Source organism: Acidisoma sp. (assembly GCF_965199065.1).
Classification (GTDB): Bacteria; Pseudomonadota; Alphaproteobacteria; order Acetobacterales; family Acetobacteraceae; genus Acidisoma.
The window spans coordinates 269,980-294,582 of record NZ_CBDAQN010000003.1 but is presented as its reverse complement, the minus strand read 5'-3'; the positions used below and the strand labels follow the sequence as shown (position 1 = coordinate 294,582).

Annotated in this window: 22 protein-coding genes; 14 read left to right on the top strand and 8 right to left on the bottom strand. The window is 66.1% G+C overall.

The window, feature by feature from the left end:
• Positions 1-51 precede the first annotated feature (51 nt).
• Together rhaI and ACOEQ1_RS09585 are read right to left on the bottom strand one after the other, a co-directional pair.
• On the bottom strand, positions 52-1,365 hold the full coding sequence (rhaI, locus tag ACOEQ1_RS09590) for an L-rhamnose catabolism isomerase (protein WP_419759023.1): 1,314 nt from the start codon (positions 1,363-1,365) through the stop codon (positions 52-54).
• 5 nt (positions 1,366-1,370) lie between these two features.
• On the bottom strand, positions 1,371-3,479 hold the full coding sequence (locus tag ACOEQ1_RS09585; protein WP_419759022.1) for a bifunctional rhamnulose-1-phosphate aldolase/short-chain dehydrogenase: 2,109 nt from the start codon (positions 3,477-3,479) through the stop codon (positions 1,371-1,373).
• A 179-nt stretch (positions 3,480-3,658) separates the two neighbouring features.
• On the opposite strand from ACOEQ1_RS09585, the gene ACOEQ1_RS09580 reads away from it, so the two are divergent.
• From ACOEQ1_RS09580 to lpxB, 11 genes are all read left to right on the top strand, one after another.
• Positions 3,659-4,480 (top strand): DeoR/GlpR family DNA-binding transcription regulator, encoded by an 822-nt coding sequence (locus ACOEQ1_RS09580; protein ID WP_419759021.1) that lies wholly within the window; start codon positions 3,659-3,661, stop codon positions 4,478-4,480.
• Positions 4,481-4,546: 66 nt separating this feature from the next.
• Complete coding sequence (gene rhaS / locus ACOEQ1_RS09575; protein ID WP_419759020.1) at positions 4,547-5,554, top strand: rhamnose ABC transporter substrate-binding protein; 1,008 nt, start codon at positions 4,547-4,549, stop codon at positions 5,552-5,554.
• A 20-nt stretch (positions 5,555-5,574) separates the two neighbouring features.
• Positions 5,575-7,059, top strand: coding sequence for a sugar ABC transporter ATP-binding protein (locus ACOEQ1_RS09570; RefSeq protein ID WP_419759019.1), 1,485 nt, complete (start codon positions 5,575-5,577; stop codon positions 7,057-7,059).
• Positions 7,052-8,050 carry an ABC transporter permease gene (locus ACOEQ1_RS09565; RefSeq protein ID WP_419759018.1) on the top strand — a complete coding sequence of 333 codons (999 nt, stop codon included), beginning with the start codon at positions 7,052-7,054 and terminating at the stop codon, positions 8,048-8,050. Before ACOEQ1_RS09570 ends, ACOEQ1_RS09565 begins: the two co-directional genes overlap by 8 nt.
• Positions 8,047-9,054, top strand: coding sequence for an ABC transporter permease (locus ACOEQ1_RS09560; protein ID WP_419759017.1), 1,008 nt, complete (start codon positions 8,047-8,049; stop codon positions 9,052-9,054). The genes ACOEQ1_RS09565 and ACOEQ1_RS09560 overlap by 4 nt, the downstream gene beginning before the upstream one ends.
• 6 nt (positions 9,055-9,060) lie before the next feature.
• Positions 9,061-9,375, top strand: coding sequence for an L-rhamnose mutarotase (gene rhaM, locus ACOEQ1_RS09555; RefSeq protein WP_419759016.1), 315 nt, complete (start codon positions 9,061-9,063; stop codon positions 9,373-9,375).
• A 9-nt stretch (positions 9,376-9,384) separates the two neighbouring features.
• The gene (locus ACOEQ1_RS09550; protein WP_419759015.1) at positions 9,385-10,779 is read left to right on the top strand and encodes an FGGY-family carbohydrate kinase; all 1,395 of its coding nucleotides are present in this window, start codon (positions 9,385-9,387) and stop codon (positions 10,777-10,779) included.
• A 2-nt stretch (positions 10,780-10,781) separates the two neighbouring features.
• On the top strand, positions 10,782-11,789 hold the full coding sequence (gene epmA, locus ACOEQ1_RS09545) for an EF-P lysine aminoacylase EpmA (protein ID WP_419759014.1): 1,008 nt from the start codon (positions 10,782-10,784) through the stop codon (positions 11,787-11,789).
• Positions 11,790-12,059: 270 nt separating this feature from the next.
• The gene (locus ACOEQ1_RS09540) at positions 12,060-12,671 is read left to right on the top strand and encodes a GNAT family N-acetyltransferase (RefSeq protein WP_419759013.1); all 612 of its coding nucleotides are present in this window, start codon (positions 12,060-12,062) and stop codon (positions 12,669-12,671) included.
• A complete protein-coding gene (locus ACOEQ1_RS09535) occupies positions 12,668-13,543 on the top strand; it encodes a carbon-nitrogen hydrolase family protein (RefSeq protein ID WP_419759012.1) in 876 nt (291 codons plus the stop codon). Before ACOEQ1_RS09540 ends, ACOEQ1_RS09535 begins: the two co-directional genes overlap by 4 nt.
• Entirely contained in the window at positions 13,540-14,691 is a 1,152-nt protein-coding gene (gene lpxB / locus ACOEQ1_RS09530; protein WP_419759011.1) for a lipid-A-disaccharide synthase, read from the top strand. Before ACOEQ1_RS09535 ends, lpxB begins: the two co-directional genes overlap by 4 nt.
• A 41-nt stretch (positions 14,692-14,732) precedes the next feature.
• Here lpxB and ACOEQ1_RS09525 read toward each other — a convergent pair whose 3' ends face one another.
• Positions 14,733-15,716: a Gfo/Idh/MocA family protein gene (locus ACOEQ1_RS09525; protein WP_419759010.1), complete on the bottom strand. Its 984-nt coding sequence runs from the start codon at positions 15,714-15,716 to the stop codon at positions 14,733-14,735.
• A gap of 186 nt (positions 15,717-15,902) precedes the next feature.
• Between ACOEQ1_RS09525 and secD the strand changes: the two genes are divergently transcribed.
• From secD to ACOEQ1_RS09510, 3 genes are all read left to right on the top strand, one after another.
• The gene (gene secD, locus ACOEQ1_RS09520; RefSeq protein ID WP_419759009.1) at positions 15,903-17,480 is read left to right on the top strand and encodes a protein translocase subunit SecD; all 1,578 of its coding nucleotides are present in this window, start codon (positions 15,903-15,905) and stop codon (positions 17,478-17,480) included.
• A gap of 72 nt (positions 17,481-17,552) precedes the next feature.
• The gene (gene secF, locus ACOEQ1_RS09515; RefSeq protein ID WP_419760674.1) at positions 17,553-18,467 is read left to right on the top strand and encodes a protein translocase subunit SecF; all 915 of its coding nucleotides are present in this window, start codon (positions 17,553-17,555) and stop codon (positions 18,465-18,467) included.
• 54 nt (positions 18,468-18,521) lie between these two features.
• On the top strand, positions 18,522-20,018 hold the full coding sequence (locus ACOEQ1_RS09510) for a glycosyltransferase (protein WP_419759008.1): 1,497 nt from the start codon (positions 18,522-18,524) through the stop codon (positions 20,016-20,018).
• A gap of 5 nt (positions 20,019-20,023) precedes the next feature.
• On the opposite strand, the gene ACOEQ1_RS09505 is transcribed toward ACOEQ1_RS09510, so the two are convergent.
• From ACOEQ1_RS09505 to gap, 5 genes are read right to left on the bottom strand one after another with little or no spacing between them, the layout of a single operon-like run.
• A complete protein-coding gene (locus ACOEQ1_RS09505; RefSeq protein ID WP_419759007.1) occupies positions 20,024-20,767 on the bottom strand; it encodes an SDR family oxidoreductase in 744 nt (247 codons plus the stop codon).
• Entirely contained in the window at positions 20,764-21,573 is an 810-nt protein-coding gene (locus ACOEQ1_RS09500; protein ID WP_419759006.1) for an exodeoxyribonuclease III, read from the bottom strand. The genes ACOEQ1_RS09505 and ACOEQ1_RS09500 overlap by 4 nt, the downstream gene beginning before the upstream one ends.
• 48 nt (positions 21,574-21,621) lie before the next feature.
• Positions 21,622-22,308, bottom strand: a complete 687-nt coding sequence (locus tag ACOEQ1_RS09495) for a fumarylacetoacetate hydrolase family protein (protein WP_419759005.1) — start codon at positions 22,306-22,308, stop codon at positions 21,622-21,624.
• Positions 22,308-23,492, bottom strand: a complete 1,185-nt coding sequence (locus ACOEQ1_RS09490; RefSeq protein ID WP_419759004.1) for a phosphoglycerate kinase — start codon at positions 23,490-23,492, stop codon at positions 22,308-22,310. The genes ACOEQ1_RS09495 and ACOEQ1_RS09490 overlap by 1 nt, the downstream gene beginning before the upstream one ends.
• 17 nt (positions 23,493-23,509) lie before the next feature.
• Entirely contained in the window at positions 23,510-24,523 is a 1,014-nt protein-coding gene (gene gap / locus ACOEQ1_RS09485; RefSeq protein ID WP_419759003.1) for a type I glyceraldehyde-3-phosphate dehydrogenase, read from the bottom strand.
• Positions 24,524-24,603 lie beyond the last annotated feature (80 nt).

Sequence of the window (24,603 nt, the reverse complement as noted above, 5' to 3'; positions counted from 1 at the left end):
CCGGTCGGAGCGATTATCGGCTAGCGGCGGCCGGGCGGCAACCCGACCTGCTCACACAATGCCGCCGCTGCCGCCCGTCTTTGCCGGCCGGATGCGCGCGACCGCCGCGCGGTAGCCGCTCGCCCGATACGCCGCCACCGGGTCGATCGCCGCCGCCTTCCGTGACCGCGCCATCGCGAGAATGGGGTGGACATCGGTGACGAAGGCGCGCTTCAGCGTCTGGCTCGCCATCATCGGGTCGTTGGCGTCCTGGAAGCCGTCGAGCGCCTCCCGATCGACCAGCAGCGCCTGCGCGTAGGCGCGCTGCACCTCGACGGCGCTCGTCATCAGACTCTCGATCGGGTCGGTCACGTTGTGTGACTGGTCGAGCATATAGGCGGGCTCGAACCCCGGAGCTTTCCGATAGGCAGCCTCTACCAACTCGTTGAAAACCAGGAATAGCCGATACGGCTCGATTGCTCCCGCATCCAGATCGTCGTCGCCATATTTCGAATCATTGAAGTGGAAGCCGGCCAGCTTCCGCGCATGCACAAGGCGCGACACGATCATCTCGATGTTCACATTGGGCGCATGGTGGCCGAGGTCGACGAGGCAAAGGCAGCGGTCGCCCACCGCCTGGGCTGCGAGCAACGATGATCCCCAATCCTGGATGACCGTCGCATAGAATGCCGGCTCAAACATCTTGTGTTCGAGGAACAGCCGGAAGCTTTCCGGGATGCGGGCATAGATCGCCTGCGCACTCTCGATGTAGCGATCGAAGGCGCGACCGAAGTGCTGCTGGCCTGGAAAGTTTGCGCCGTCACCGATCCAGACCGTCAGCGCTTTCGATCCGAGAGCGGCACCGACCTCGGCGCAATGGATATTGTGCTCGATCGCCTGGGCTCGCACCGCTGGGTCCGTATGACTGAGGCTGCCATACTTATAGGACAATGGATGCCGCGCATCTCCCGGATGATCCTGGAAAGTATTGGAGTTCACCGCGTCGAAGCCGAGGCCTAACGATGCCGCGAGGTTCTTCAGCGCCGCCAGATCGGAGGTCTCGTCCCAGGGGAAGTGCGGCGAAACGGTGGGGGTCGCTCCCGCCAGCGCATTGACGACCGCGCAATCCTCAAGCTTGTCGAAGATGTTGCGCGGCTCGCCGCCCATGGGGAAGCGTGCGAAGCGCGTACCGCCCGAGCCCACCGCCCATGTTGGCTGCGCCACTGCAAAGGCTCCGACGGCCTCGATAATTTTTTCAATGTCGATGCCGCGCCGGTCAAGCGCGCGGCCGAGCGCCTCGTAGTCGTCAACGAGCGCGGGCGTCAGCGGCGCGTTCTGCGCGGCAATGAAATCCTGATCGAGAGCCGGTGTCCTGATCTGATCCATGATGCTCACCGCGTGAAGGCGTTGGCGTTGCCGGCATCGACGTTGATGATATTGCCGGTGGACTTGGAGGAGATGTCGGAGGCGAAGAAGGCGATGCCCTCGGCGATGTCTTCCGGGTAGACACTGCGCTTGAGCAAGGACCGCTCGCGGTAAACCTCTTCGAGTTCATCCAGCGAGTTCTTCTTGTAGCTCGCGGCGCGTTGATCGCCCCACTCGCCCTTCCAGATGCGCGATCCGCGCAGCACGGCATCGGGGTTGATCACGTTTGAGCGAATGCCCAGCGGCGCGCCCTCCAGCGCGATGCAGCGCGAGAGGTGCAACTCGGACGCCTTGGCGGTGCAATAGGCCGCGGCGCCCGGCGATGCGACAAGCGCGTTCTTGCTCGCGACCATGATGATCGAGCCGCCGATCCCCTGGTCCTTCATCAGCCGGAAGGCCTCGCGGGAGGTGAGGAAATACCCGGTCGCCAGTATGTCGATATTCTTCTGCCACAGCGCGAGCGACGTATCCTCGAGCGGCGCCGCCGAAGCAATCCCGGCATTGCAGACGCAGATGTCGAGGCCACCGAAGGCTGCCGCCGCCTCATGATAGGCGGCGATCACCGCCTCTTCCTTCGTCACATCCGCCCAGACGGTCGCGACCGCATCGGCGCCAAAGGCTTTCGCCAACTCGGTTTTTGAGGTTGCCAGAACCTCCCGGTCGATGTCGCAAAGCACGACGCAAGCCCCGTCCTGCATCAGGCGGCGGGCGGTCGCCATGCCGATGCCGCCGGCGCCGCCGGTGATGAAGGCGATCTTGCCCGCCAAAGCGCGAGGCTTAGGCATGCGTTGCAGTTTTGCCTCCTCCAACAGCCAGTATTCGATGTCGAAGGCTTCCTGTTCCGGCAGGCCGCGATAGGTCGAGACCGTGGTCGATCCGCGCATCACGTTGATGGCGTTGAGGTAGAACTCGCCCGCGATCCGCGCGGTTGCCTTGTCGACGGCGAAGGTCAGCATGCCGATGCCGGGGATGAGGTAGACGACCGCATTTGGGTCGCGCATCGGCGGGCTGTCGGGATGTTTGCAGCGTTCGTAATAGGCGGCATAGCCCTCACGGTACCGCGCCAGGGCAGCCGGCAACCCGGGCAGCAGATCCGCCGCCTTCTGGGTCGCCGGGTCGAAGTCCAGCACCAGCGGCGCGATCTTGGTGCGGAGGAAGTGGTCGGGGCAGGAGGTGCCGAGCGGCGCAAGCGTTGCGAGGTCATGGCTGCCGACGAACTCCAGGACCTCCGGGCTGTCATCGAAGTGACCGAGCTTGAACGGCCCGTTCTTGCTGATGAGGCCGCGGATGATCGGCATCACGGCGGAGGCGACCGCTCGCCGCTCATCCGGGGTAGCAGGCGCAATGCGCTGACCACCGAAAACCGTCTTGCCGCGGCTGCGCTCGGCGAGGAAGGCAATCGCCTTGTTGATGACGGAGAGCGTGGTCTCGTAACAGTCCTTCTGCGTATCGCCCCAGGTGAAGAGGCCATGGGCTTCCAGCACGAGGCCCTTTGCCTGTGGGTTCTCATCGGCGAACTTCTTGAGCCACAGTCCCAGTTCGAAGCCCGGGCGGCGCCAGGGCACCCAGCCGATGGTATCGCCGAAGATCTCGCGGGTTAGAGCGCGGCTATCCGCCGAGGCCGCGATGGCGATGATCGCATCGGGATGAACGTGATCCACATGAGGGTGGTCGATGAAGCCATGCAACGCCGTGTCGATGCTGGTGGCGCGCGGATTGAGGTTGAATGTGCAATGATTGTACAGCCCGACCATCTCGTCCTCCTGATCGGTGCTTTTGTAGATGCCCCGCAGGCTATGGAGCTTGTGCATGTAGATGGTTGCGAAGCCATCCAGCTTGATGCTGCCGATGTCGCCGCCCGAGCCCTTCACCCACAGCACACGCACCGTCTCGCCGGTCAGCGGGTCCCGCATGTCGAGCTTCGACGACGTGTTGCCGCCACCGTAATTGGTGATCCGCTTGTCAGAGCCCAGCAGGTTCGAGCGATAGACGAGCAGCGCCTCGGGGCTCAGCGTCTCTGCGACGGTGTCATCCCAACGGTTGTCCAGCAGCGATACATGGTCCAGCGCGTCCATCCGATCCTCCCGCTAGCCCTTTTTGGAAGCCAGGTCGGCCGGGGCTTGGTTCCTTCCTAGGCCACACGATCACCACGATCAACCATCTTCGATAAAATCCCGTCACATTTTGCAAGAACCTGCTTGACGAATGATCGATTGTGACGCCTTCTAGGTTCAAGCAATAGGAAACCTTCAACGTGCTCGAACGCGAGCGTCACCGCATCATTCGCAATCTGGTTGAGGACCGGTCGGTCGTGTCGGTCACGGAGCTCGTCGAGCTTCTGGCGGCGTCTGAGGCCACGATCCGCCGCGACATCAATGCGATGGCTGACCGGGGCGAGTTGCGGCGCGTGCGCGGCGGCGCGGAGGCATTGCGGCCCCGCCACCAGACGCATCTGGGAGCCTCGCATTTCGCAGCCGAGGAGCAGGTTTGTTTCGCCGAGAAACGCGCGATCGCGCGGGCAGCGGCGGCCATGATCGAAGATGGTGAAAGCGTTGTTATCAATGGCGGGACAACAACTTACCGCATGGTCGAGTTCCTGAGGGAGCTGAGGCTCGACATCCTGACCAACTCGTTTCCGATCGCAACCGAGCTCATGCAGGGTCACCGGCATCGCATCACCATCCCCGGCGGCACGATCTACCCTCAGCAGAGCATCGTTCTGAGCCCCTTCGCCCAGGACACGACCAAGCATTTCTGGGGCCGGACACTATTCACCGGCTGTTACGGGCTCAACAGTTTCGGCATGATGGAAACCGATCCGCTGGTGGTGCAGGCCGAGATAAAGCTGTTGGAATGTGCCGAGAGACTGGTCATCATGGCCGACAGCCGCAAGCTGCGTCAGCGTTCCTCCATGGTGGTCGCGCCATTATCACGCATCGCGACGGTCATTACTGACAGCGGGGCGGCAGCAGAGGAGCTGGAGATGCTCCGGACCGCTGGGATAGAAACGGTTGTAGTGACGGCAGAAGAACCTGCGACCGAACCAGCTGCCCGAGGTTTTCTACATGTTGCGTGAGCGAGCCTGACAGATAAAGACGACACGTGACGGCAAACCGTCCAAACAAACAGGGAGGAACAGAAAATGGACCGCAGAGGCTTTATCAAGACGACCGCCGCGTTCGTGGGTGCGGCTGCAATCCCGGCAGGGCTTGCGTTGCCGGCGCGTGCCGCGGGCGAAATCCGTGTCGGTCTTGTTGCCAAGTCGCTCGGTAACGGGTTCTTCGTGGCGGTTGACAAGGGCGCCGAGGAAGCCGCCAAGCAGATCGGCAACGTGAAGATCATCTTCACCGGCCCGACGACCACGACAGCAGAGGGGCAGATCGAGGTCATCCAGTCGCTGATCGATCAGCATGTCGATGCCATCGCCATATCGGCCAACGACCCGGACGCGCTGGTGCCGATCTGCAAACGTGCGATGCAGCGCGGCATCAAGGTGATGTCCTATGACAGTGCGATCAGCCCTGGCGGCCGCATCGTGCATCTTGCCCCTTCATCCGACGAGCTCATCGGCGAGGCGCTCGACAAGCTTGCCGCCGCTTCCGTGCCTGATGGCAAGGGGCAGATCGCACTTGTCTCCGCGACGCCGACCTCCACGAACCAGAACGCCTGGATCGCGGTGATGAAGCAGCATCTGTCGGAGTATCCAGGCCTCGACCTCGTCGCCACCACCTATGGCAATGACCTTGCCGATGACAGCTATCGGGAAGCAACCGGGCTGCTGCAGAAGTATCCCGACCTGAAGGTGATCGTCTCGCCGAGTTCCGTAGGCATTGTGGCAAGCGCCAAGGCTGTCGAGGACGCAAAGAAGGTCGGACAGGTCTACGTCACCGGCCTTGGCCTGCCATCCGAGTGCGCCGGTCACGTGGAAGCCGGTTCGATCAAGGTGTTCGCGATCTGGAACCCGATCGATCTTGGCTACTCGGTTGCATACGTCGCCGTTGATCTGGTCAACGGCAAGACAGGACCTGGCAACAGCCTGCCCTGCGGCCGCATGGGCAGCATCGCGTTCAACTCCGATGGCATCGGGGCAATGGCCGTGCCTTTCACCTATGACAAGTCCAACGTCGAGCAGTTCGCGAAAGTCTTCTGAGCGAAGTTGTAGGTGTCGCGATGATCCAGCCGCTTCTCAGCATGTCGGGCGTGACGAAGTCCTTCGCCGGCGTGCGAGCGCTGGTGAAGGGCGAACTCGACCTGTATGCGGGAGAGGTGACGGCGCTCATCGGCGAGAACGGCGCCGGCAAGTCGACTATGGTGAAAATCCTCACGGGTGTTCACCATGCCGATGAGGGGGTCATCCGGCTCAACGGCCAACCGGTGCAGATCGGCTCGGCCGATGGCGCCGGGCGGCTCGGCATCAGCGCCATCTTCCAGGAGGCAGTCGTTTTCGACGATCTTTCGGTGGCGGAGAACATCTTCGTCACCGACCGCCCGCGCAAACGCGGCATGGTTGACTGGGCGACCATGCGCAGCCGCGCCAAGACGATCTTGGCGGGTCTCGACCCCCGCATCGACCCCGGCCTGCCGATGCGCCAGCTCAGTGTGGCGCAGAAGCATCTGGTGCAGATTGCCCGCGCGCTTTCGGTCGAGGCGCGCATCGTCATCATGGACGAACCGACGGCCGCCCTCAGTCACCGCGAGGTCGAGGAGCTGTTCGTCATCGTGCGTCGGCTGAAGGCGGAAGGCCGCGCCGTCCTCTTCATCAGCCACAAGTTCGAAGAGATCTTTGATGTCGCCGATCGATACGCGGTGTTCCGGGACGGTGCGGCGGTCGGCCAAGGCTACATCCGCGACGTGAATCGCGATACGTTGATTTCGCTGATGGTAGGCCGCTCCGTTGACCACATCTTCCCAAAGGTCGATGTGCCCATTGGCGAGGAGCTGTTCCGCGTCGAGAGCCTTTCGCGCGGCGAAGAATTTGCGGATGTCAGCTTCGGGCTGCGGCGGGGCGAAATCCTCGGTGTCTACGGGCTTGTCGGCGCCGGGCGTAGCGAGGTCATGCAGACGGTCTTCGGCCTCAACCGGGCCGATGCCGGCCAGGTGACGCTGGAGGGGCGGCCTCTACGCATCCGCTCGCCCGAGGATGCGATCGATGCGGGCATCGCCTACGTGCCGGAGGACCGGCAGATCCAGGGCGGCATTCTGCGTTTCCCCATCAGCAGCAACATCGTGCTGCCGTCCCTGTCGCATCTGTCCCACCGCGGCTTCATGCGCCGCTCGGAAGAGCGGTCGCTCGCGGGCGACTACGTCACTCAGTTGCAGATCAAGACGTCGGGCGTCGGCCAGCGGCTGGAGGAGTTGTCGGGCGGCAACCAGCAGAAGGTCGTCATCGCCAAGTGGCTGGCGACCAATCCGCGGGTGCTGATCATGGATGAGCCGACAAAGGGCATCGATGTCGGTGCCAAGACCGCCGTCTACCGGCTGATGGGCGAGATGGTGGCCCGTGGTCTCGGCATCATCATGGTCTCGTCCGAATTGCCGGAGGTGCTGGGCATGGCAGACCGCATTCTCGTCATGCGGCGCGGCCGGCTGCGCGCGAACTTCACCCGGGCCGAGGCGACGCCGGAATCAATTGTGAAGGCAGCGACCGATGCCTGATCTTCTTGCGCGCCTGAAGGCACTGCCGCATGAGGCGGGGCTGGGTCTGCTCACGCTGCTGCTGCTGGCGCTGGTGACCATCGCCTTTCCGCGTTTCGTCGTCATCGACAATCTGAAATCTCTGGTCGACGATACCGCGCTGCTCATCATGCTGGCGGTCGGCGAGATGTTCGTGCTGCTGACCCGCGGCGTCGATCTGTCCGTGGCCGCCAACGCGGCACTGACGGGCATGGTCGTGGCACTGTTCAACGCAGGCCACCCCGGCGCGGGCATCGTGCCGGTTCTCGCCATTGCCATTGCAATGGGTGCGGCACTCGGCCTTATCAACGGGCTGCTGGTGTGGAAGGTCCGCATCCCGTCGATCGTGGTGACGCTCGGCACGCTCTCGGTCTTCCGTGGCTGCGTCTATGTCGTGTCCGGTGGCGCCTGGGTGAACAGCGGCCAGATGTCGCCGCTCTTCCTCGGCTTCGTGCGCATTCCCGTGCTCGGCATCAGCGTGCTGAGCTGGACCGGCGTCATTGTCGCAGTTCTGGCCTATCTCTTCCTCAAGTATGCGGTCGCCGGACGCAACCTCTACGCCGCGGGCAACAACCCGAACGCCGCAACGTACGCGGGCATCGATGTGGGGAGGATGCAGTGCCTGGCCTTCGTGCTGTCCGGCGCCATCGCGGGCCTTGCGGGCTACCTCTGGGTGGCGCGCTTCGCCGTCGCCTATACCGACGTTGCCTCGGGTTTTGAGCTGCAGGTGATCGCCGCTTGCGTCATCGGCGGCGTCTCCATCACCGGCGGCGTCGGCGGAGTGCTCGGCGTGGTGCTCGGCGGTCTGTTCCTCGGCATCATCAAGAACGCGCTGCCGGTTGTCGGCATCTCGCCCTTCTTCCAGATGGCGGTGAGTGGGCTCGTCATCACCATCGCCGTGATCCTCAACGCCGGCACCTACCGGAAGAGCCATGGCAGGAAGATCCTCGAGCGCGCGGAGGCTGCGCCATGAGCATCATTTCCTCGCCGCCAGTTGCTGCGCGCACAACGGTGCGGACACCTTTCTCCTGGCGCCGGCTGTTACGCTGGGAAGTGCTGCTGGGCCTCGTGGTGCTGGGGGACTTCCTGCTCAACTGCCGGCTGTCGCATTATTTTCTCGACCCCTGGACGCTCTCCGACGCCAGCTTCAATTTCACCGAGCGTGCCATCATTGCGTTGCCCATGGCGTTTCTCATCATTGCCGGTGAGATCGACATTTCCGTAGGCAGCACGATGGCCATGGCCTCGGTGCTGATGGGCATGGTGGCGCAGGCAGGGCTTGGCACGCCGTTCGTGATCGTGACCGGGCTCCTCGTCGGTCTCATCGCGGGTTGCTTCAACGGCCTGCTGGTGTGCTTTTTCCGTGTCCCCTCCATCGTCGCGACCATCGGCACGCTCAGCCTGTTCCGTGGCATCGCCTATGCGTTGATCGGCGACGGCGTCCTCAAGGCCTATCACCCTGACTTCGCCTATTTCGGTCAGGGCTATGTCTCGGGTCCGGTATCATTCGAGCTTGTGCTGTTCGCTGTCCTCGCGGTGATCTTCGCCATCGTGCTGCACACCACCGTCATCGGCCGCCGCATATTCGCCATCGGCGCCAACCCGATTGCCGCGCGGCTCTCGGGTATCCGCGTTGACAGCTACAAGTTCTGGATTTTCGCGCTGCTGGGCATGACAGCCGGACTGGCCTCGGTTCTGTTGACCTCGCGGCTGGGCTCCACGCGCCCCTCCATCGCGACCGGCTGGGAGCTGGAGGTCATCACCATGGTGATCCTTGGCGGCATCTCCATCGATGGCGGGCAGGGCTCCATCATCGGGGTCGTTTTGTCGGCGCTCCTGATCGGGCTGGTGACCTTCGGTTTGTCGCTGCTCAACGTTCCCGGTATCGTGCTTGCGATCGTGACCGGATGCCTGCTCATCGGCGTCGTCGCGATTTCCTCGCTGGTGGGCTACTCCGGCCGGCGCCGCCGCGGCTAGAGGCCGATGGAACAGATCGCCTTCCGTATGGTGCTCAACCCGGGTCAGGCGGAAGAGTATCGCCGCCGGCATGACGACATCTGGCCGGAGCTGGTCACCCTGCTCCATGAGGCCGGGGTCAGCGACTACAGCATTTTCCTCGACCGCGAGACGAACGCCCTTTTCGCGGTTCTGAAGCGGACGGACGATCACACAATGGACGCGCTGCCCTCTCACGGAGTGATGCAGCGCTGGTGGGCCTTCATGGGAGACATCATGGCGACGAACGCGGACGGTTCGCCGGCGGTCGTGCCCCTGCAGCCCGTCTTCCACCTGGATTGAAGTCCCCTGATGTCCGGGCTGATCGCCGTCATCGATATCGGGAAGACCAACGCCAAGCTCATCCTGATCGAGGATGCGGGCGGCGGGACGGTCTGGTCCGTCGAGCGTCCGTCGCCCGCCATCGCGGTTCCGGGCTTCGGCGAGCTGTCGCGCCAGCTCGACGTCCACGGCATCGAAACGTGGTTGATCGCACAATTAACTGCCGCGCCGGACAAGCATCGTGTTCGCGCCATCATGCCGGTGGCGCATGGCGCGGCGATGGTGCTGGTCGACGGCGAGGGCGACACTCTGCTCGCGCCCGACTACGAGGAGACCTGTTTCGACCGCCTCAGCGCGCAGTATCGGCGTGTCCGGCCGCCTTATGCCGAGACGTTGTCGCCCGCGCTGCCGTCGGGCCTCAACCTCGGCGCACAGATCTTCTTCGTGCAGGAGGCCCTGCCGGAAATCTTCCTGCGGACACGGACCATTCTCACCTATCCGCAATACTGGTCATGGCGGCTCTGCGGCGTGGCGGCGAGCGAGGTGACCTCGCTCGGTTGCCACAGCGACCTCTGGAACCCCAATACGCAGAGCTTCTCGGGGCTCGTGCTGGATCAGGGCTGGGGCGGGCTGATGCCGCCTCTGCGCCCCGCCCGCGCGGTGCTAGGGCCCCTGCGGCAGCAGGTGGCGGAGGCAACCGGCCTTCCCGCCGATTGTGCCGTCATCTGCGGCATCCACGACTCCAACGCCTCCTACCTCTCGCATCGGGTGGCGCGCGGCGACGCTGCGCCATTCTCGGTCATCTCCAGCGGAACCTGGTGCATCGTGCTCGTCCATGGCGCTGACCTCAGCCGGCTGCGCGAGGCCGAGGACATGCTGGCGAATGTGGATGCGCTCGGTGTGCCGACGGCGACCGCACGCTTCATGGGCGGGCGCGAGTACGCGGCGATCGCGGGTGAGGGCGCCGGGCCACCCACCGCCGCCGGTTTGGCCGCCGGTTTGGCCGCCGTGCTCCAAGCAAACGCGATTGCGTTGCCAAGTTTTGCGTTGGGCGGCCCGTGCCAGGGTCGGACTGGGCAGATGCTCCGCACCGAGGAACTGGCGCCCGAGGGGCGGGCGGCGCTCGCCACGCTCTATTGCGCGCTCATGGCCGATCTCATCCTCGACCGGCTTGGCGTTGCCGGTGCAATTCTGGTGGACGGGCCGTTTGCCGCCAATCCGCTCTTCTCGCCGGTGCTGCAAAGCCTGCGCCCGGCGGACCCGGTGACGGCAAGCGGCACGCGCGGCGGCATCACCGCGGCGGTGCTCTGGCTGGCCGGTTCGGCGCCACCTCCGGAGGCGCCGGCCAAGCCGCTTCCGGCGCTCCCCGAGGCTCCGGCGCTGCGGGCCTATCGCGATCGCTGGCGGAGCATGCTAACCGCCTGACGATGGCGTCACTTCCGGTCTGGCATCCCGACAGTCTGGCCGCGCGGCTGCCGTTTCTGCGGCGGCGGGCCGTGCTGCTGGCCGCCACCCGCGCCTTCTTCACCGCACGAGGCTATACCGAAGTCGAGACACCCTATGCCGTCACGGCGCCGGGCGAGGAGGTGCATCTCTCTGCCTTCGCCACGACGCGCGTCGGCACCGATGGCAGCCGCACGCCGCTCTGGCTCCATACGAGCCCGGAGTTCGCAATGAAGCGCCTTCTGGTGGCGGGGGCGGGGCCGATCTTTCAGCTCGCCCGCGTCTGGCGGAACGGCGAGGGCAGCGACCGCCATGCCGCCGAGTTCACCATGCTCGAATGGTATCGGCCCGGCGCCTCGATGGACGACCTCATTGCCGAGACGACCGATTTCCTCCGTGCGGTGCTGCCGCCTGTCGTGACGAGCCAGGGTGTGAGGACGGACCTCCGCACGGTCGAGCGGCTGACGCTCGCCGAGGCCTTCAACCGCCATGTCGGTGCTGATCTCTTAGGCACGGCTGGCGATGCGGCGGCTTTGGCCACGGCGGCGGGCGAGCGGTTGCGTGACGGCGAGGAGTGGGAGGACCTGTTCTTCCGCCTGTTGCTGGCGCGCGTCGAGCCGCATCTCGGCCAGGCCCGTCCGACCTTCCTCACCCACTGGCCGGCGGCTCAGGCGGCTCTGGCGCGGCGCGATCCTGCTGACCCGCGGGTGGCGGAACGCTTCGAGTTGTTTGTCTGCGGCATGGAACTCGCAAATGCTTTCGTCGAGCTGACGGATGCGGCTGAGCAACGCGCGCGCTTTCTGGAAGATCGTGCGCGGCGTCACGCGTTGTATGGGGTGAACGACTGGCCATTGGACGAGGACTTCCTCGCGGCGATGGCGCACGGCATGCCGCCCGCGGCAGGGATCGCCCTTGGGTTCGACCGCCTGGCAATGATCGCTTCGGGCGCCGACCGGGTGGATCAGGTACAGTGGCTGCCGGAATTGGGCTAGGCCGGGGCCTCTTCGGTCAGGTCGATATCGGCGTAGAGTTTCGAATGACCTAGCTGAATGGAACGCAACTCCTGCGGTCCCCCCAGGCGAGGAACTGCGCCAGCGTCATGGGTCGGCGCATGGCGATGTTCATGACGGGTAACCTAGCAGCGGTGCCACTGAATCCAGTAGAACAAGCGCCATGCTCTCCCAATCAGTTCCGTGCGCGGCGCTCGCCATGAACCCCGCCGATGCCGTAGCCGTCTTCACCTTGCGCTGGGACGATCGGAGATGAGCGGGCTTGCTTTCCGTACAGTCGCCGGGGCCGAAGTGCCCCCGTTCATCCCGGCGCTCGCCCGCCTGCGCATCGCCGTGTTCCGCGACTGGCCTTACCTCTACGAGGGCAACCAAGCCTCTGAGGAACGCTACCTCCGCATCTACGCGGAGAGCGCCCGTGCAGCGGTCGTGCTCGCATTCGACGGATCAGAGGTTGTCGGCGCCTCCACCTGCCTGCCGCTGAGCGATGAGACCGGAAACGTCCAGGCGCCGTTTCGCGCCGCGGGCATCGCTATCGAGCGCGTCTTCTACTTCGGCGAGTCCATTCTGCTACGCCCCTGTCGCGGCACGGGCGCCGGCGTGCGTTTCTTTGCCGAGCGAGAGGCCCACGCCCGCCGCGTCTCGGAGTGCGACATCGCGGCCTTCTGCGCCGTCCAGCGCCCGCCGGACCACCCGGCGCGCCCCGGAGACGCCGTGCCGCTGGATGCATTCTGGCGCAAACGCGGCTTCACCCCGTATCCCGCCCTGGAGTGCGAGATGCACTGGAAGGAGGTCGATGCGACGGAGGAAACAGCGCATCGTCTCGCCTTCTGGCTGAAGAGCCTCACCGGAGCACCGCTGCCATGACCCGGCTTCGCCTGGCGCTAGCGCAATATCCGGTCGAGCGGCTCCGCGGGCTCGAGGATCTCGAGGTCAAGCTCGACGACATCATGACGGCTGCCAAGGAAGATGGCGCCGACCTGCTGGTGCTGCCCGAATACGCGGTGATGGAGTTGGCCGCCGGCTTCACCGCAGAAGCGGATGCCGTCGCCGAGCGCGATGCCATCGTCGAACGCGCCGATGTCATCGTCGAGGTGATGCGGGAGGCAGCGCGCCGGCACCGGCTATGGCTGCTCGGCGGTTCTCTCCCGATGCTGCGGGACGGCGCGGTGCGCAACCGGGCGCCGCTGATCTCGGCCCAGGGGCGGCTGGCGTTCCAGGAGAAGCGGGTGATGACCCGCTTCGAAACCGAACAGTGGCAGGTCTCGGCGGGCGAGGAGCCAGCCGTCTTCGACACGCCCTGGGGGCGGATCGGCGTTGCCATCTGCTACGACGTGGAGTTCCCGATGCTGGTGCGCGCCCAGGTCGAGGCCGGTGCCTGGCTGATCCTGGCGCCGTCCTGCACGGACACCGTCTGGGGGTTCAACCGCGTGCATCTTTCGGCACGTGCACGGGCCATCGAGAACCAGTGCTTCGTCGGCATCGCGCCCACGGTGGGGGACGCGCCGTGGTCGGCCACGCTCGACCGCAGCCGCGGCTATGCCGGCGTCTTCGGTCCCTGCGATCGCGGCTTCCCCGAGGATGGCGTCCTCGCCCGCGGCCAGATGGACGCGCCGGGCCTGGTTTTCGCTGAACTCGACCCGGCCTTGCTCGAAGCCGTGCGCCAGGATGGCGGCGTGCGGAACCATCGGGACTGGCCGGCTCAGCCGGCAGAGTGCCGCGCTGCCTCGTTCGAATGAGGGCGCCGCCCGCGCTCGTCTACATCGTGGCCGGCGAGGCGAGCGGCGACGTTCTGGGCGCCCGTCTCATGCACGCGATGCGCAACCAGCGCGACGATCTGACCTTTGCCGGTATCGGTGGCGCCCGCATGGCGGAGGAGGGGCTCGAAACCCTCTTTCCCATGCACGAATTGGCATTGATGGGTCTGGCCGAGGTTCTGCCCAAGCTGCGCGCGCTCAAGCGCCGGATGGATGAGACGGTGGCGGATGTCACTACCCGCCGTCCTGCCGTCATCGTCACCATCGACAGCCCTGGCTTCGCCCTCCGGCTGCTGCGGCGCATCGCCCCGCTCGGTCTGCCGCGCGTGCACTACGTGGCACCCCAGGTTTGGGCCTGGCGGGAGAACCGGGTGCGGAAATACCCTGGGCTCTGGGAGCGGCTGCTCTGTCTGCTGCCGTTCGAGCCCGCATTCTTCGCCGGCCATGGGCTCGCGGCGGAGTTCGTCGGCCATCCCGTGCTGGAATCCGGCGCCGGGACCGGAGACGCCGGGCGCTTCCGGAAGACCCACGGGATCGCGCCGCACGCGATGCCGATCATCCTCATGCCCGGCAGCCGTGTGACCGAGATCACCCGGCTCATGCCGATCTTCGCGGGAGCGCTGGGCCTGCTGGAGGACCGTTTTCCAAATCTCGTGCCCGTCATGCCGGTGGCGGCCTCCGTGGCGCCGCGCGTGACCGAGGCCGTCGCCACCTGGCCCACCAAGCCCATCCTCGTGACGGATGTCGCGGACAAGCACGACGCCTTCGCCGCCGCGCGAGTCGCGCTCACGAAGTCGGGCACCTCGACGCTGGAACTCGCTCTGGCCGGTGTGCCGATGGTGGTGACCTACCGGGTCAACCCGATCACCGCCGCGATCGTCCGCCGCGTCGTCAAGGTCTCCTACGCCGCGATGGTCAATCTGCTGGCGGGGCGGGAAGTGGTGCCGGAACTCATCCAGGAGCATTGCACGCCCGCGCGTCTCGCGGCCGAGGTCGGCCGCTTGATCGAAGACGAGGTTGCGGCCGATGCCCAGCGCGCGGCCTTCGCGGAGGTGATGGAAAGCCTGCGGCCTCGCCAGGGCCTGCCGTCGGATGCCGCCGCCGCGGCGGTGCTCGCTCTGCTGCCTTAACTGCCAAAATGCCGCTTCCAAGAAGAAGCGCTCGGTTTTGGCTACTCGATGGTCTTGAACAGCCCCGACGCCATGACGATGGCGTTCGACCGGTCCATGGCGGCTTTGACGGCCAGCGCCGCGTCCAGGGCTCGCCGTCCCGCCGCTCCATCCACGACCACGGGCGCACCGTCGAGGATCGAGGCGACAAAGGCCTCGTGCTCGGCCGCCAGCGCGTCATGGTCTTCCCAGGACATCTCCTGCACGGCGAATTCGGGCATGCCCGGCACCGGGATACCGCGGCCCTTCCCGCGAGAGATCGCCGTCAGCTTCCGGTTGGCGAAATCGACCGCCAGGTAGCCGCTCTGCGAGAATATCCGCATGCGCCGTTCGGTCTTCAGCGATATCCGGCTGGCGGTGATCGTCGCCACGCAGCCATTGGTAAAGCGCACGCGCGCATTCGCAATGTCCTCGTGCGCGCTCGCCACCGCCGCGCCGACCGCGTCGACGCTCTCGATCGGCGCATCGACGAGCGCCAGCACCAGGTCGAGGTCGTGGATCATGAGGTCGAGGATGACCGAGACATCGGTGCCCCTCGGCTTGAACGGGGCGACGCGCACGGCCTCGATATAGAGCGGCTGGCCCATCCGGGTCGCGACCGCGCCGTGGGCGGCGGAGAATCGCTCCAGATGCCCGACCTGCAGCACCACGTCCTGCTCCAGCGCCAGCGCCGTCAAAGCATCCGCTTCCGCGAGGGTGGAGGCGATCGGCTTTTCGATCAGCACGTGGCGTCCGGCACGCATCGCGGTCATCGCCAGGTCGAAATGCGCTTCGGCGGGCGCCGCGACGATTATGGCGTCGGAAGCGGCGATCAGGTCCTCCAGCGGCATCGGCGGGGCGCCCGCCTCCCAGCCAACGGTCCGGGCGCGCTCGGGGTTGAGGTCGTAAACGCCGACGAGCTGCGCACGCGGCGAGGATGCCGCCTTCAGCGCGTGGTAGCGCCCGAAGTGGCCTACCCCGACCACGCCGAGCCTTAAGGTGTCCATATTGGATACTGCCGCAGCTTCATGTTCATATTCAGCGCGGCAGGGTTAGCAGGTGGGCGGCATCCGTCAACAAGCCGCTGGTTCTGCGCCGACTGCCTCCGGGCCGGCGCACTTGCCATGATCCCGGCTCGTGGCCATACCTCCACGCCAAACTACAAGACAGTCGATCGGGGACCTTCCGCCGCTATGCTCTATTTCAGCCGGCTCAAGGCCGCCAGCGTTGTCGGGGCCTGCCTGCTCGGCCTGCTGCTATGCCTGCCGAACTTCTGGGCTGCTCCCAACAGCTGGATACCATGGCGCCAGATGCGCCTCGGGCTCGACCTCCGTGGCGGCAGCTATCTGCTCATGCAGGTGGATATGGGTGCGGTCGCGAAGGAAAAGCTCGGCAGCACCGTGGATGCGGTGCGGCAGGATTTCCGCAAATCCGGCGTCGGCTACACCCGGCTCGCCGCCGATACCACGGCGAACGAAGTTCAGATCGAGCTGCTCGATGCGAGCCAGCGCCAGGCGGCGGTAGGCTCGCTCAGCGACCTGCTGACGCCGCCGAACGGGCCCGCCAGCCTGCCTGACTTCAATGTCGGCGGGCAGGGCGCCAACCTCATCCTGACCCTGTCCCAGCCCGCCATGGCCGCCCGCGCCACGGCTGCGGTGACACAGTCGATCGACATCATCCGCCGCCGCATCGACAGCACCGGCATCGTCGATCCGCAGATCGCCCAGCAGGGCGAGAACCGGATCATGGTGCAGCTTCCCGGCATCTCCGACCCGCAGCACATCAAGCAGCTGCTGGGCGAGACCGCGCATATGACGTTCCACCTCGTCGATGAGAGCGTGAATCCGAACGCGGGCGGCCCGGTGCCGATCGGCGACGCGTTCCTGCCCATGCAGGGCGACCCGTCTCAGAAGGTTGCCGTCGAGCAGCAGGTCATGGTGGACGGCGCCGATCTGACCAACGCCCAGGCCGGCCAGGATCCGCAGACCGGCGGCTGGGTGGTGAACATCACCTTCGACAGCCTCGGCAGCCGAGAGTTTTCCGATGTCACCAGCGCCAACGTGGGGCATCCGTTCGCGATCGTTCTCGACAATCAGGTCATCAGCGATCCGGTCATCCGCGAAGCGATCACCGGGGGACGCGCGCAGATCAGCGGCAGCGCCAACGCTCAGGCCGCGACCGATCTCGCACTGCTGCTGCGCGCGGGCGCGTTGCCGGCGCCGCTGACGGTGATCGAGGAGCAGAGCGTCGGGCCGGAACTCGGCGCCGATTCCATCCGCGCGGGCGCAATTTCGCTCGCCGTCGGCTTCGTGCTCGTCATCTTCTTCATGGCCGCGTTCTACGGCCTGTTCGGCTGGTTCGCGAACCTCGCCCTCATCGCCAACCTCATCATGATGATGGGCATCCTCTCGCTGCTCGGGGCGACGCTGACGCTGCCCGGCATGGCGGGCATCCTGCTCACCCTCGGCATGGCGGTCGACGCCAACATCCTCATCAACGAGCGCGTGCGGGAGGAGGTGCGGAACGGTCGCACCCCGCTGGCGGCGCTCGAGGCCGGCTACAAGCGCGCCTACGGCACCATCATCGACAGCAACGTCACCGCCCTGCTGGCGCACGTCATGCTGTTCATCTTCGGCGCCGGCCCGGTGCGCGGCTTCGCCGTCACCATCACCGTCGGCATCCTGACGACGCTGTTCACGGCGACTGTCTTTGCTCGATTGCTTACCTCGCGATGGTATGTTGCGCGCCGCCCAACCGCGCTTCCCGTTTAAGGATCAGCCGCCGTGCGCTTCTTCTACAAGCCGCTGTTTCGCATCGTCCCCGACGGCACCCGCATCCACTTCATGCGCGGCCGGTTTGCGGGACTGATCGTCTCCGCCGTGCTCTCGCTCGCCTCCATCGCGCTGTTCATCTATCCGGGCCTCCGCCTAGGCATCGACTTCAAGGGCGGCGTGGTGATGGAAGTCCGCACCCCGCAGCCCGCGAGCTTCCCGGCGCTGCGGGCGGCGCTCGCCGGGCATGACTTGCCCGATGCCGGGCTGCAGAGCCTCGGCGGCCACAACGAGATCATGATCAGCATGGAGAGCCGGGCCACGGCCCAAGCGACCGATCAGGCCGTCGCGCGGGTCCATGCGGCGCTCGATCAGGTGGCGCCCGGCAACACGGTGCTGAGCACCAGCGCCGTCGGCGCGTCCGTATCGGCCGAGCTGTTCCGCCAGGGGCTGCTGGCGCTCGGCCTCTCGCTCCTCATGATCCTCGTCTACATCTGGTTCCGGTTCGAGTGGCAGTTCGCCGTCGGCGCCGTGGTGACGCTCATCCTCGACATCACCAAGACCATCGGCTTCCTGGTGCTCACGCGCATCCAGTTCGACCTCGTGATGGTCGCGGCGATCCTCACCATCCTCGGCTACTCCACCAACGACAAGGTCGTGGTCTACGACCGGATGCGGGAGAACCTCCGCAAGTACAAGACCATGCCGTTGCGCGAACTGATCGACATGTCGATCAACGAAACCCTCAACCGGACCCTCGGCACGTCGATGACGGTGTTCCTCGCGGCGCTGCCTCTGGCGATCTTCGGCGGTTCCTCGATCTCGGGCTTCGCCATCGTCATGCTGTTCGGCATCGTGGTCGGAACGTCCTCCTCCATCTTCATCGCGGCCCCGATCCTGCTGTTCCTGGGGGAGAAGCGGCTCCGACGGGATACGCGTCCCGCCAAGCCGGAGAGTCCGGCCAAGGTCCAGGCCCGCGCGCGTTAATAACGTGTTCAATATGACTGGCGGAAACACCATCCTGCGGTAAGGTCTCTTGTCATGCAGGTTCTCTCGGACATTCCGGCCAATGAGCGAGAGTTGCCGCTGACGGAGGCGCCGCCGCTGGATGTGGCGCAACCGGGTGAGCTGCCGCGGGCGGTTCCTCCGCCGGTCGCCGCGAGGTCTCTGGTGTCGATGCCGCTCGAGCTCATGCTCGGGATCGCAACCCGGGCGGAGGAGGCCGGCCGCGTCGACGAAGCTGAGCCCCTCGCGGCGCATCTGCTGAGGGCTGTGCCGGAAGATGCGCGGGTGCTGCATCTGGCTGGCATCATCGCTTTCCGCACCAACCGGCGACCGCTGGCGGTGACGCTGATGGAGCGGGCCATCGGCAAGGAGCCGCATAACGGTCTCTACCTCCGCAACATCAGCGAGATGTATCGCGTCGTCGGACGGCTGGACGATGCACTGGCGGCGGCCCGCCGCGCCGTGGACCTGCAGCCCGGGGACGCCGCCGCGCTGCAGAATCGCGCGGTGATCCATCACGAGCGGGGCGAGATCGAGCTGGGGCTCGCGTGTTCGCGGCGGGCGGCCAATCTGCGGCCGGACATGGCCGGCGCGCATTTCGCCATCGCCGAGGCGCAACTGCTCCGCGGTGAATATGCCGAAGGCTGGGAGGAGTATGAGTGGCGGTTCCGGATGACGGGCGTGCCCGCTCTCTTGCCGGCCAACTTGCAGCGTGGCCGCTCCCAGTGGGGCGGCAGCAGCCTGGGCGCCGGCCGGCTTCTGCTCATCGGCGACCAGGGCTTCGGCGACGTCATTCAGTTCAGCCGCTACATCCCCTGGGCGCGGGCGAAGGGCCAGCCGACGATCCTCGCCACCAGCAACGAGATGGCGCCGCTGATGCGCCGGATGTTTCCGGGTCTGGCGGTCGCCACCAACTGGGCGGACTGCACCATGTTCGCGGCGTATTGTCCCCTGTCCGGGCTCCCGCGCCTGCATGGCACGCGGCTCGACACCATTCCGCCGCCGCTGCCGATCCCGATCGATCCCGAGCGCGCGGCGCTGTGGAGGACGAAGCTCGACCTCGTCATCCCGCCCGGCCTGAAGCGGGTCGGGCTCGTATGGGCCGGACGCTCGACGCACCGGAACGACCGCAACCGCTCCATGACCTTGGCCGCCTTGGCGCCTCCGCTGGCCACGGTGCCCGGCATCGCCTTGGTCAGCCTGCAGAAGGGCGACGCCGCGGCGGAGGTCAAAACCTATTCCGGCCGCGCCATGCTGGCCGATGCGGCGCGGGACATCACCGATTACGAGGACACGGTGGCGGCCATTGCGGCGCTCGACCTCGTCGTCACGGTGGACACATCGGTCGCACATATCGCGGGCGCGATGGGCCGTCCCTGCTGGGTCCTGCTGCCCTTTACGAGCGACTGGCGCTGGCTGCGGGAGAGGGCGGACTCGCCCTGGTACCCGTCTCTGCGGCTGTTCCGGCAGCAGGCTCCAGGACGCTGGGACGAGCCGCTGGCGGCGTTGGCCGGCGAACTGTCGCGGTTATAGCCGCGTCAGCCCCGGCCGATGAACGGCATGTGGGTCGCCATCACGGTCATGAACTGCACATTGGCGTCCGGCGGCATTCCGGCCATGAACAGCACGCTGCGGCCGATGTCGGTCACATCCATGCGAGGCTCCACCGCCATGCGGCCATCGGCCTGCGGCACGCCCGCCGTCATCCGCATCGTCATCGCGGTGGCCGCGTTGCCGATGTCGATCTGACCGCAGGCGATGTTGAACTGACGGCCGTCGAGCGCGATCGACTTGGTCAGCCCCGTCACCGCATGCTTGCTCGCCGTGTAGGGCGCCGAGCCCGGACGCGGCGCGTGAGCAGAAATGGAGCCGTTGTTGATGATCCGGCCGCCCTGCGGCGTCTGGTCCCGCATCATGCGGAAGGCGGCGCTCGCGCAAAGGAACATTCCGTCGAGGTTGACCGACATCATCTCCCGCCACTGGTCCCAGGTCACTTCGCCGAAGTTGACCGAGGGCGTGGCGAGCCCGGCATTGTTGAACAGCACGTCGAGCCTGCCGCTGCGCGTCGCGATCTGCGCGAAGAGCGCCTCGACGCTGGCGGGATCGGTCACATCCGCCGCGACCGGGATGGCCTCGCCGCCGGGCGCCTCGGCCGCCGTTTCTTCCAGCGCCGCGAGCCGCCGTCCGGCGAGGTAGACGGTGTCGCCATCGCCGAGCAACGCCTGGGCGGCGGCACGGCCGACGCCGCTGCCGGCGCCGGTGACAAGAACGATACGGTTCATAGGCTCAACTCCACGCAGACAGGCACATGATCCGAGGGCTGGGTCCAGCCTCGCGCGTCCTTCAGGATGACGTGACGCCTCAGCGCCCCCCTCAGATCGTGCGTGACCCAGACATGATCCAGCCTACGCCCGCGATCCGCCGCAAGCCAATCCCGCGCGCGATACGACCACCACGTGTAGAGCTTCTCCTCCGGGGGCACGAAATGGCGCAGCCCGTCGGTGAAGCAGGTCTGCTGCCATTCGGTATGGAGCGCGGTCTCCACGGGCGTGTGGGAGACGATCTTGAGCAGCTGCTTGTGGCTCCAGACATCGTGCTCCAACGGCGCGATGTTGAGGTCTCCGACGAGGATGCTGCGCCTCAGGTCGGGCGTCGCCGCGAAGTGGTCCCGGGCGGCGGCGACAAAATCGAGCTTATGGGCAAATTTGGGATTGACTGCCGGGTCGGGAATGTCGCCACCGGCGGGCACGTAGAAGTTGTGGATGACGAGCGGGCCGCCGCGTGCGTCGACTTCGGCGGCGAGATGCCGGCAATCGTTCCGCCCGACCCAATCCTGCGTCGTCTCATGCCGGCGGATCGGCGTCCTGGAGAAGGTTGCGACGCCGTTATAGCCTTTCATGCCCCGGAACAGCACGTGCGGGAAGCCGATGGCCGCAGCAAGTTCCGGCGGAAAAAGATCGTCCGGACATTTCGTTTCCTGCAGGCAGATGACATCCGGGTCGAGCGCGCCGATGAGGTCGGGCAACAGCCCTTGTCTCAGCCGCAACGAGTTGATGTTCCAGGTGACGACGCGGAAAGGCTGCGGCATTTATCCAAGCATCTGACGTGAGGCGGTTCTTTGGAAAAGAACCGTCCTCTATCCTGCAATCTTCGTCCTCAGGGGCGGGAGCCCGGAAATCAAGCCTTCCAGCACATCGCCCGGCTTCACCGCCGCCACGCCCTCGGGAGTTCCGGTGAAGATGAGATCGCCCGGTTCCAGCCGCACGAGCCCCGAGAGAATGCTGATGACCTCGGGGACGCTCCAGATCATGTCGGCAATGTCGCCTGACTGCCGCTCGGAGCCGTTGACGTTGAGCAGCACGTGGCCGGTCTCGTATTTGCCCAGCTCCGCGGCACGGACGAGTTCTCCGATCGGTGCGGAGTGGTCGAAGCCCTTGCCCATGTCCCAAGGACGGCCCAGCTTCTTGGCCTCGCCCTGAACGTCGCGGCGGGTCATGTCGAGGCCGACGCCGTAGCCCCAGATGTGCGACGCCGCATCGGCCGCCGGGATGTTCGCGCCGCCGAGGCCGATGGCGACCACCAGTTCCACCTCGTGATGCAGATCCTTGGTGGCGGGCGGGTAGGGCATATCGGCGCCTCCGGTCAGGATCGCATCCGCCGGCTTGGTGAAGAAGAACGGTGGGTCACGGTCGGGGTCGTGCCCCATCTCGCGCGCGTGAGCCGCATAGTTGCGGCCGACGCAGAAGATCCGCCGCACCGGGAACAGCCCGCCGCCGCGTACGGGCACCGCGGCTACGGGCGGCGCAGGAATGACATAGTCCATCAGCCGAGAGCCTTCACACCGGGGAGAGACTTGCCTTCGAGCCACTCGAGGAAGGCGCCGCCTGCCGACGAAACATAGGTAAGCTCGTCGACAACGCCCGCCTGCCGCAGCGCGGAAACGGTGTCACCGCCGCCGGCGATGCTCCGCAGCCGGCCCTCGGCGGTCAGATCCGCGACCGCCTTGGCGACCAGCATCGTCGAGGCGTCGAACGGCGGCGTCTCGAACGCCCCCAATGGGCCATTCCATACCAGCGTCTTGACCTGTGCCAGCCGCTCGACGATCAGCCGCGCGGTCTCGGGTCCGACATCCAGCGACATGCCGTCATGCTCGGCCTCGACCGGCAGCGTCTGCGTCGCCGCATGCGGCTTGAACTCCTGGGCGATGGTGCCATCCACGGGCAGCACGATCTCGCACTGGGTGCTCTTCGCCCGCTCCATGATCTCGCGTGCGGTAGAGTGAAGGTCCCGCTCCTGCAGCGAGCGCCCGACCGGCAGCCCCTTCGCGGCCAGAAAGGTGTTGGCCATCGCGCCCACGATCACCAGCACATCGACCCGCTCCAGCATGTTGCCGAGCAGATCGAGCTTGGTGGAGACCTTGGACCCGCCGACGATCGCCATCACCGGGCGTTCCGGCTTGGCAAGGGCGGCTTCCAGCGCCTCAAGCTCCGCCTGCATCAGCCGCCCGGCATAGGCGGGCATGTGGCGGGCCAGACCTTCCGTGCTGGCATGGGCGCGGTGAGCCGCCGAGAACGCGTCGTTGACGTAGATATCGCCGAGCTTCGCCAGTGCCGCCACGAACTCCGGGTCGTTCGCTTCCTCGCCCTTGTGGAACCGCGTGTTCTCCAGCAGCAGCACGTCGCCATCCTGCAACGCGGCGACCGCTGCCTCAGCCGTAGGTCCGATGCAGTCGTCGGCGAACGCTACCGGCTTGCGGAGCACTTCGGAGATTGCCTCCGCCAGCGGCGCGAGAGAGAGTTCGGGCACGCGCCGGCCCTTCGGACGCTCGAAATGGGAGAGAATGACGACCCGGGCGCCTTTGTCGGCGAGTTCCTGGATCGTCGGCACCACCCTCTCGACGCGGGTCAGGTCGGTGATGTGTCCGTCCCGCATCGGCACGTTGAGGTCGGCGCGCACGAGCACGCGCTTGCCCCGGACATCGGCCTCATCGAGCGTCTTGAAGCTCATGGCGCGCTCCCCTGCTTCTACAGGGCGCCGAAGGCGGCGGCGGTGTCGGCCATCCGGTTGGAGAAGCCCCACTCGTTGTCGTACCAGCCCATCACGCGGACCAGCTCGCCGTCGACCACGGCCGTCTGCGTCGCGTCGAAGGTGCAGGAGGCGGCGACGTGGTTGAAGTCGGAGCTGACCAGCGGCTCAGTATTGTAGAGCAGGATGCCCTTCAGCGCGCCCTCCGAGGCCGCCTTCATCGCCGCGTTCACCTCGTCCTTGGTCGCCTTGTTCTTCAGGTTCACGTCGAGCGACACCAGCGACACGTTGGGGGTCGGCACCCGGATGGCGGTGCCGTCGAGCTTGCCCTTGAGTTCCGGCAGCACGAGGCCGACGGCGCGCGCGGCGCCGGTCGAGGTCGGGATCATGGACACGGCGGCGGCGCGGGCGCGGTGCAGGTCCTTGTGCAGCGTGTCCACCGTGCGTTGGTCGCCGGTGTAGGAATGGATGGTCACCATGTAGCCGCGCAGGATGCCGAACGCATCGTTCAGCACCTTGGCCATCGGCGCCAGGCAGTTCGTGGTGCACGACGCGTTTGAGATGACCGTCATCTCGCTGGTGAGCGTCTTGTCGTTGACGCCGAAGACGATCGTCGCATCCACGCCGTCTGCGGGCGCGGACACCAGCACACGGCGTGCGCCCGCTTCGATCAGCTTCGAGGCGGCTTCCTTGCTGGTGAACAGCCCGGTGCATTCCAGAGCAAGGTCGACGCCCTTCATCGGCACCTTCGATGGGTCGCGTTCCGCGGACACCTTGATCGGGCCGTAGCTGCGGCCCTGGTAGGTGATCGTGATGCTGTCGCCATCGACCGTCACCTCGCCCGGAAACCGGCCGTGCACGGTGTCGTAACGGAACATGTGGGCGTTGGCCTCGACGCTGCCGAGGTCGTTGATGAGCACGGGCGTTAAGTCCGTACGCCCGCTCTCGATCAGCGCGCGCAGGAACAGACGCCCGATACGGCCGAAGCCGTTGATCGCCACCGTGACAGCCATAGTCCGCTTCTCCTGTTGTTCGCCTGTCCTTGCGGACACCCGACTAATGCATTTGCCCTTCCGGACAATTGTCCAAGGCC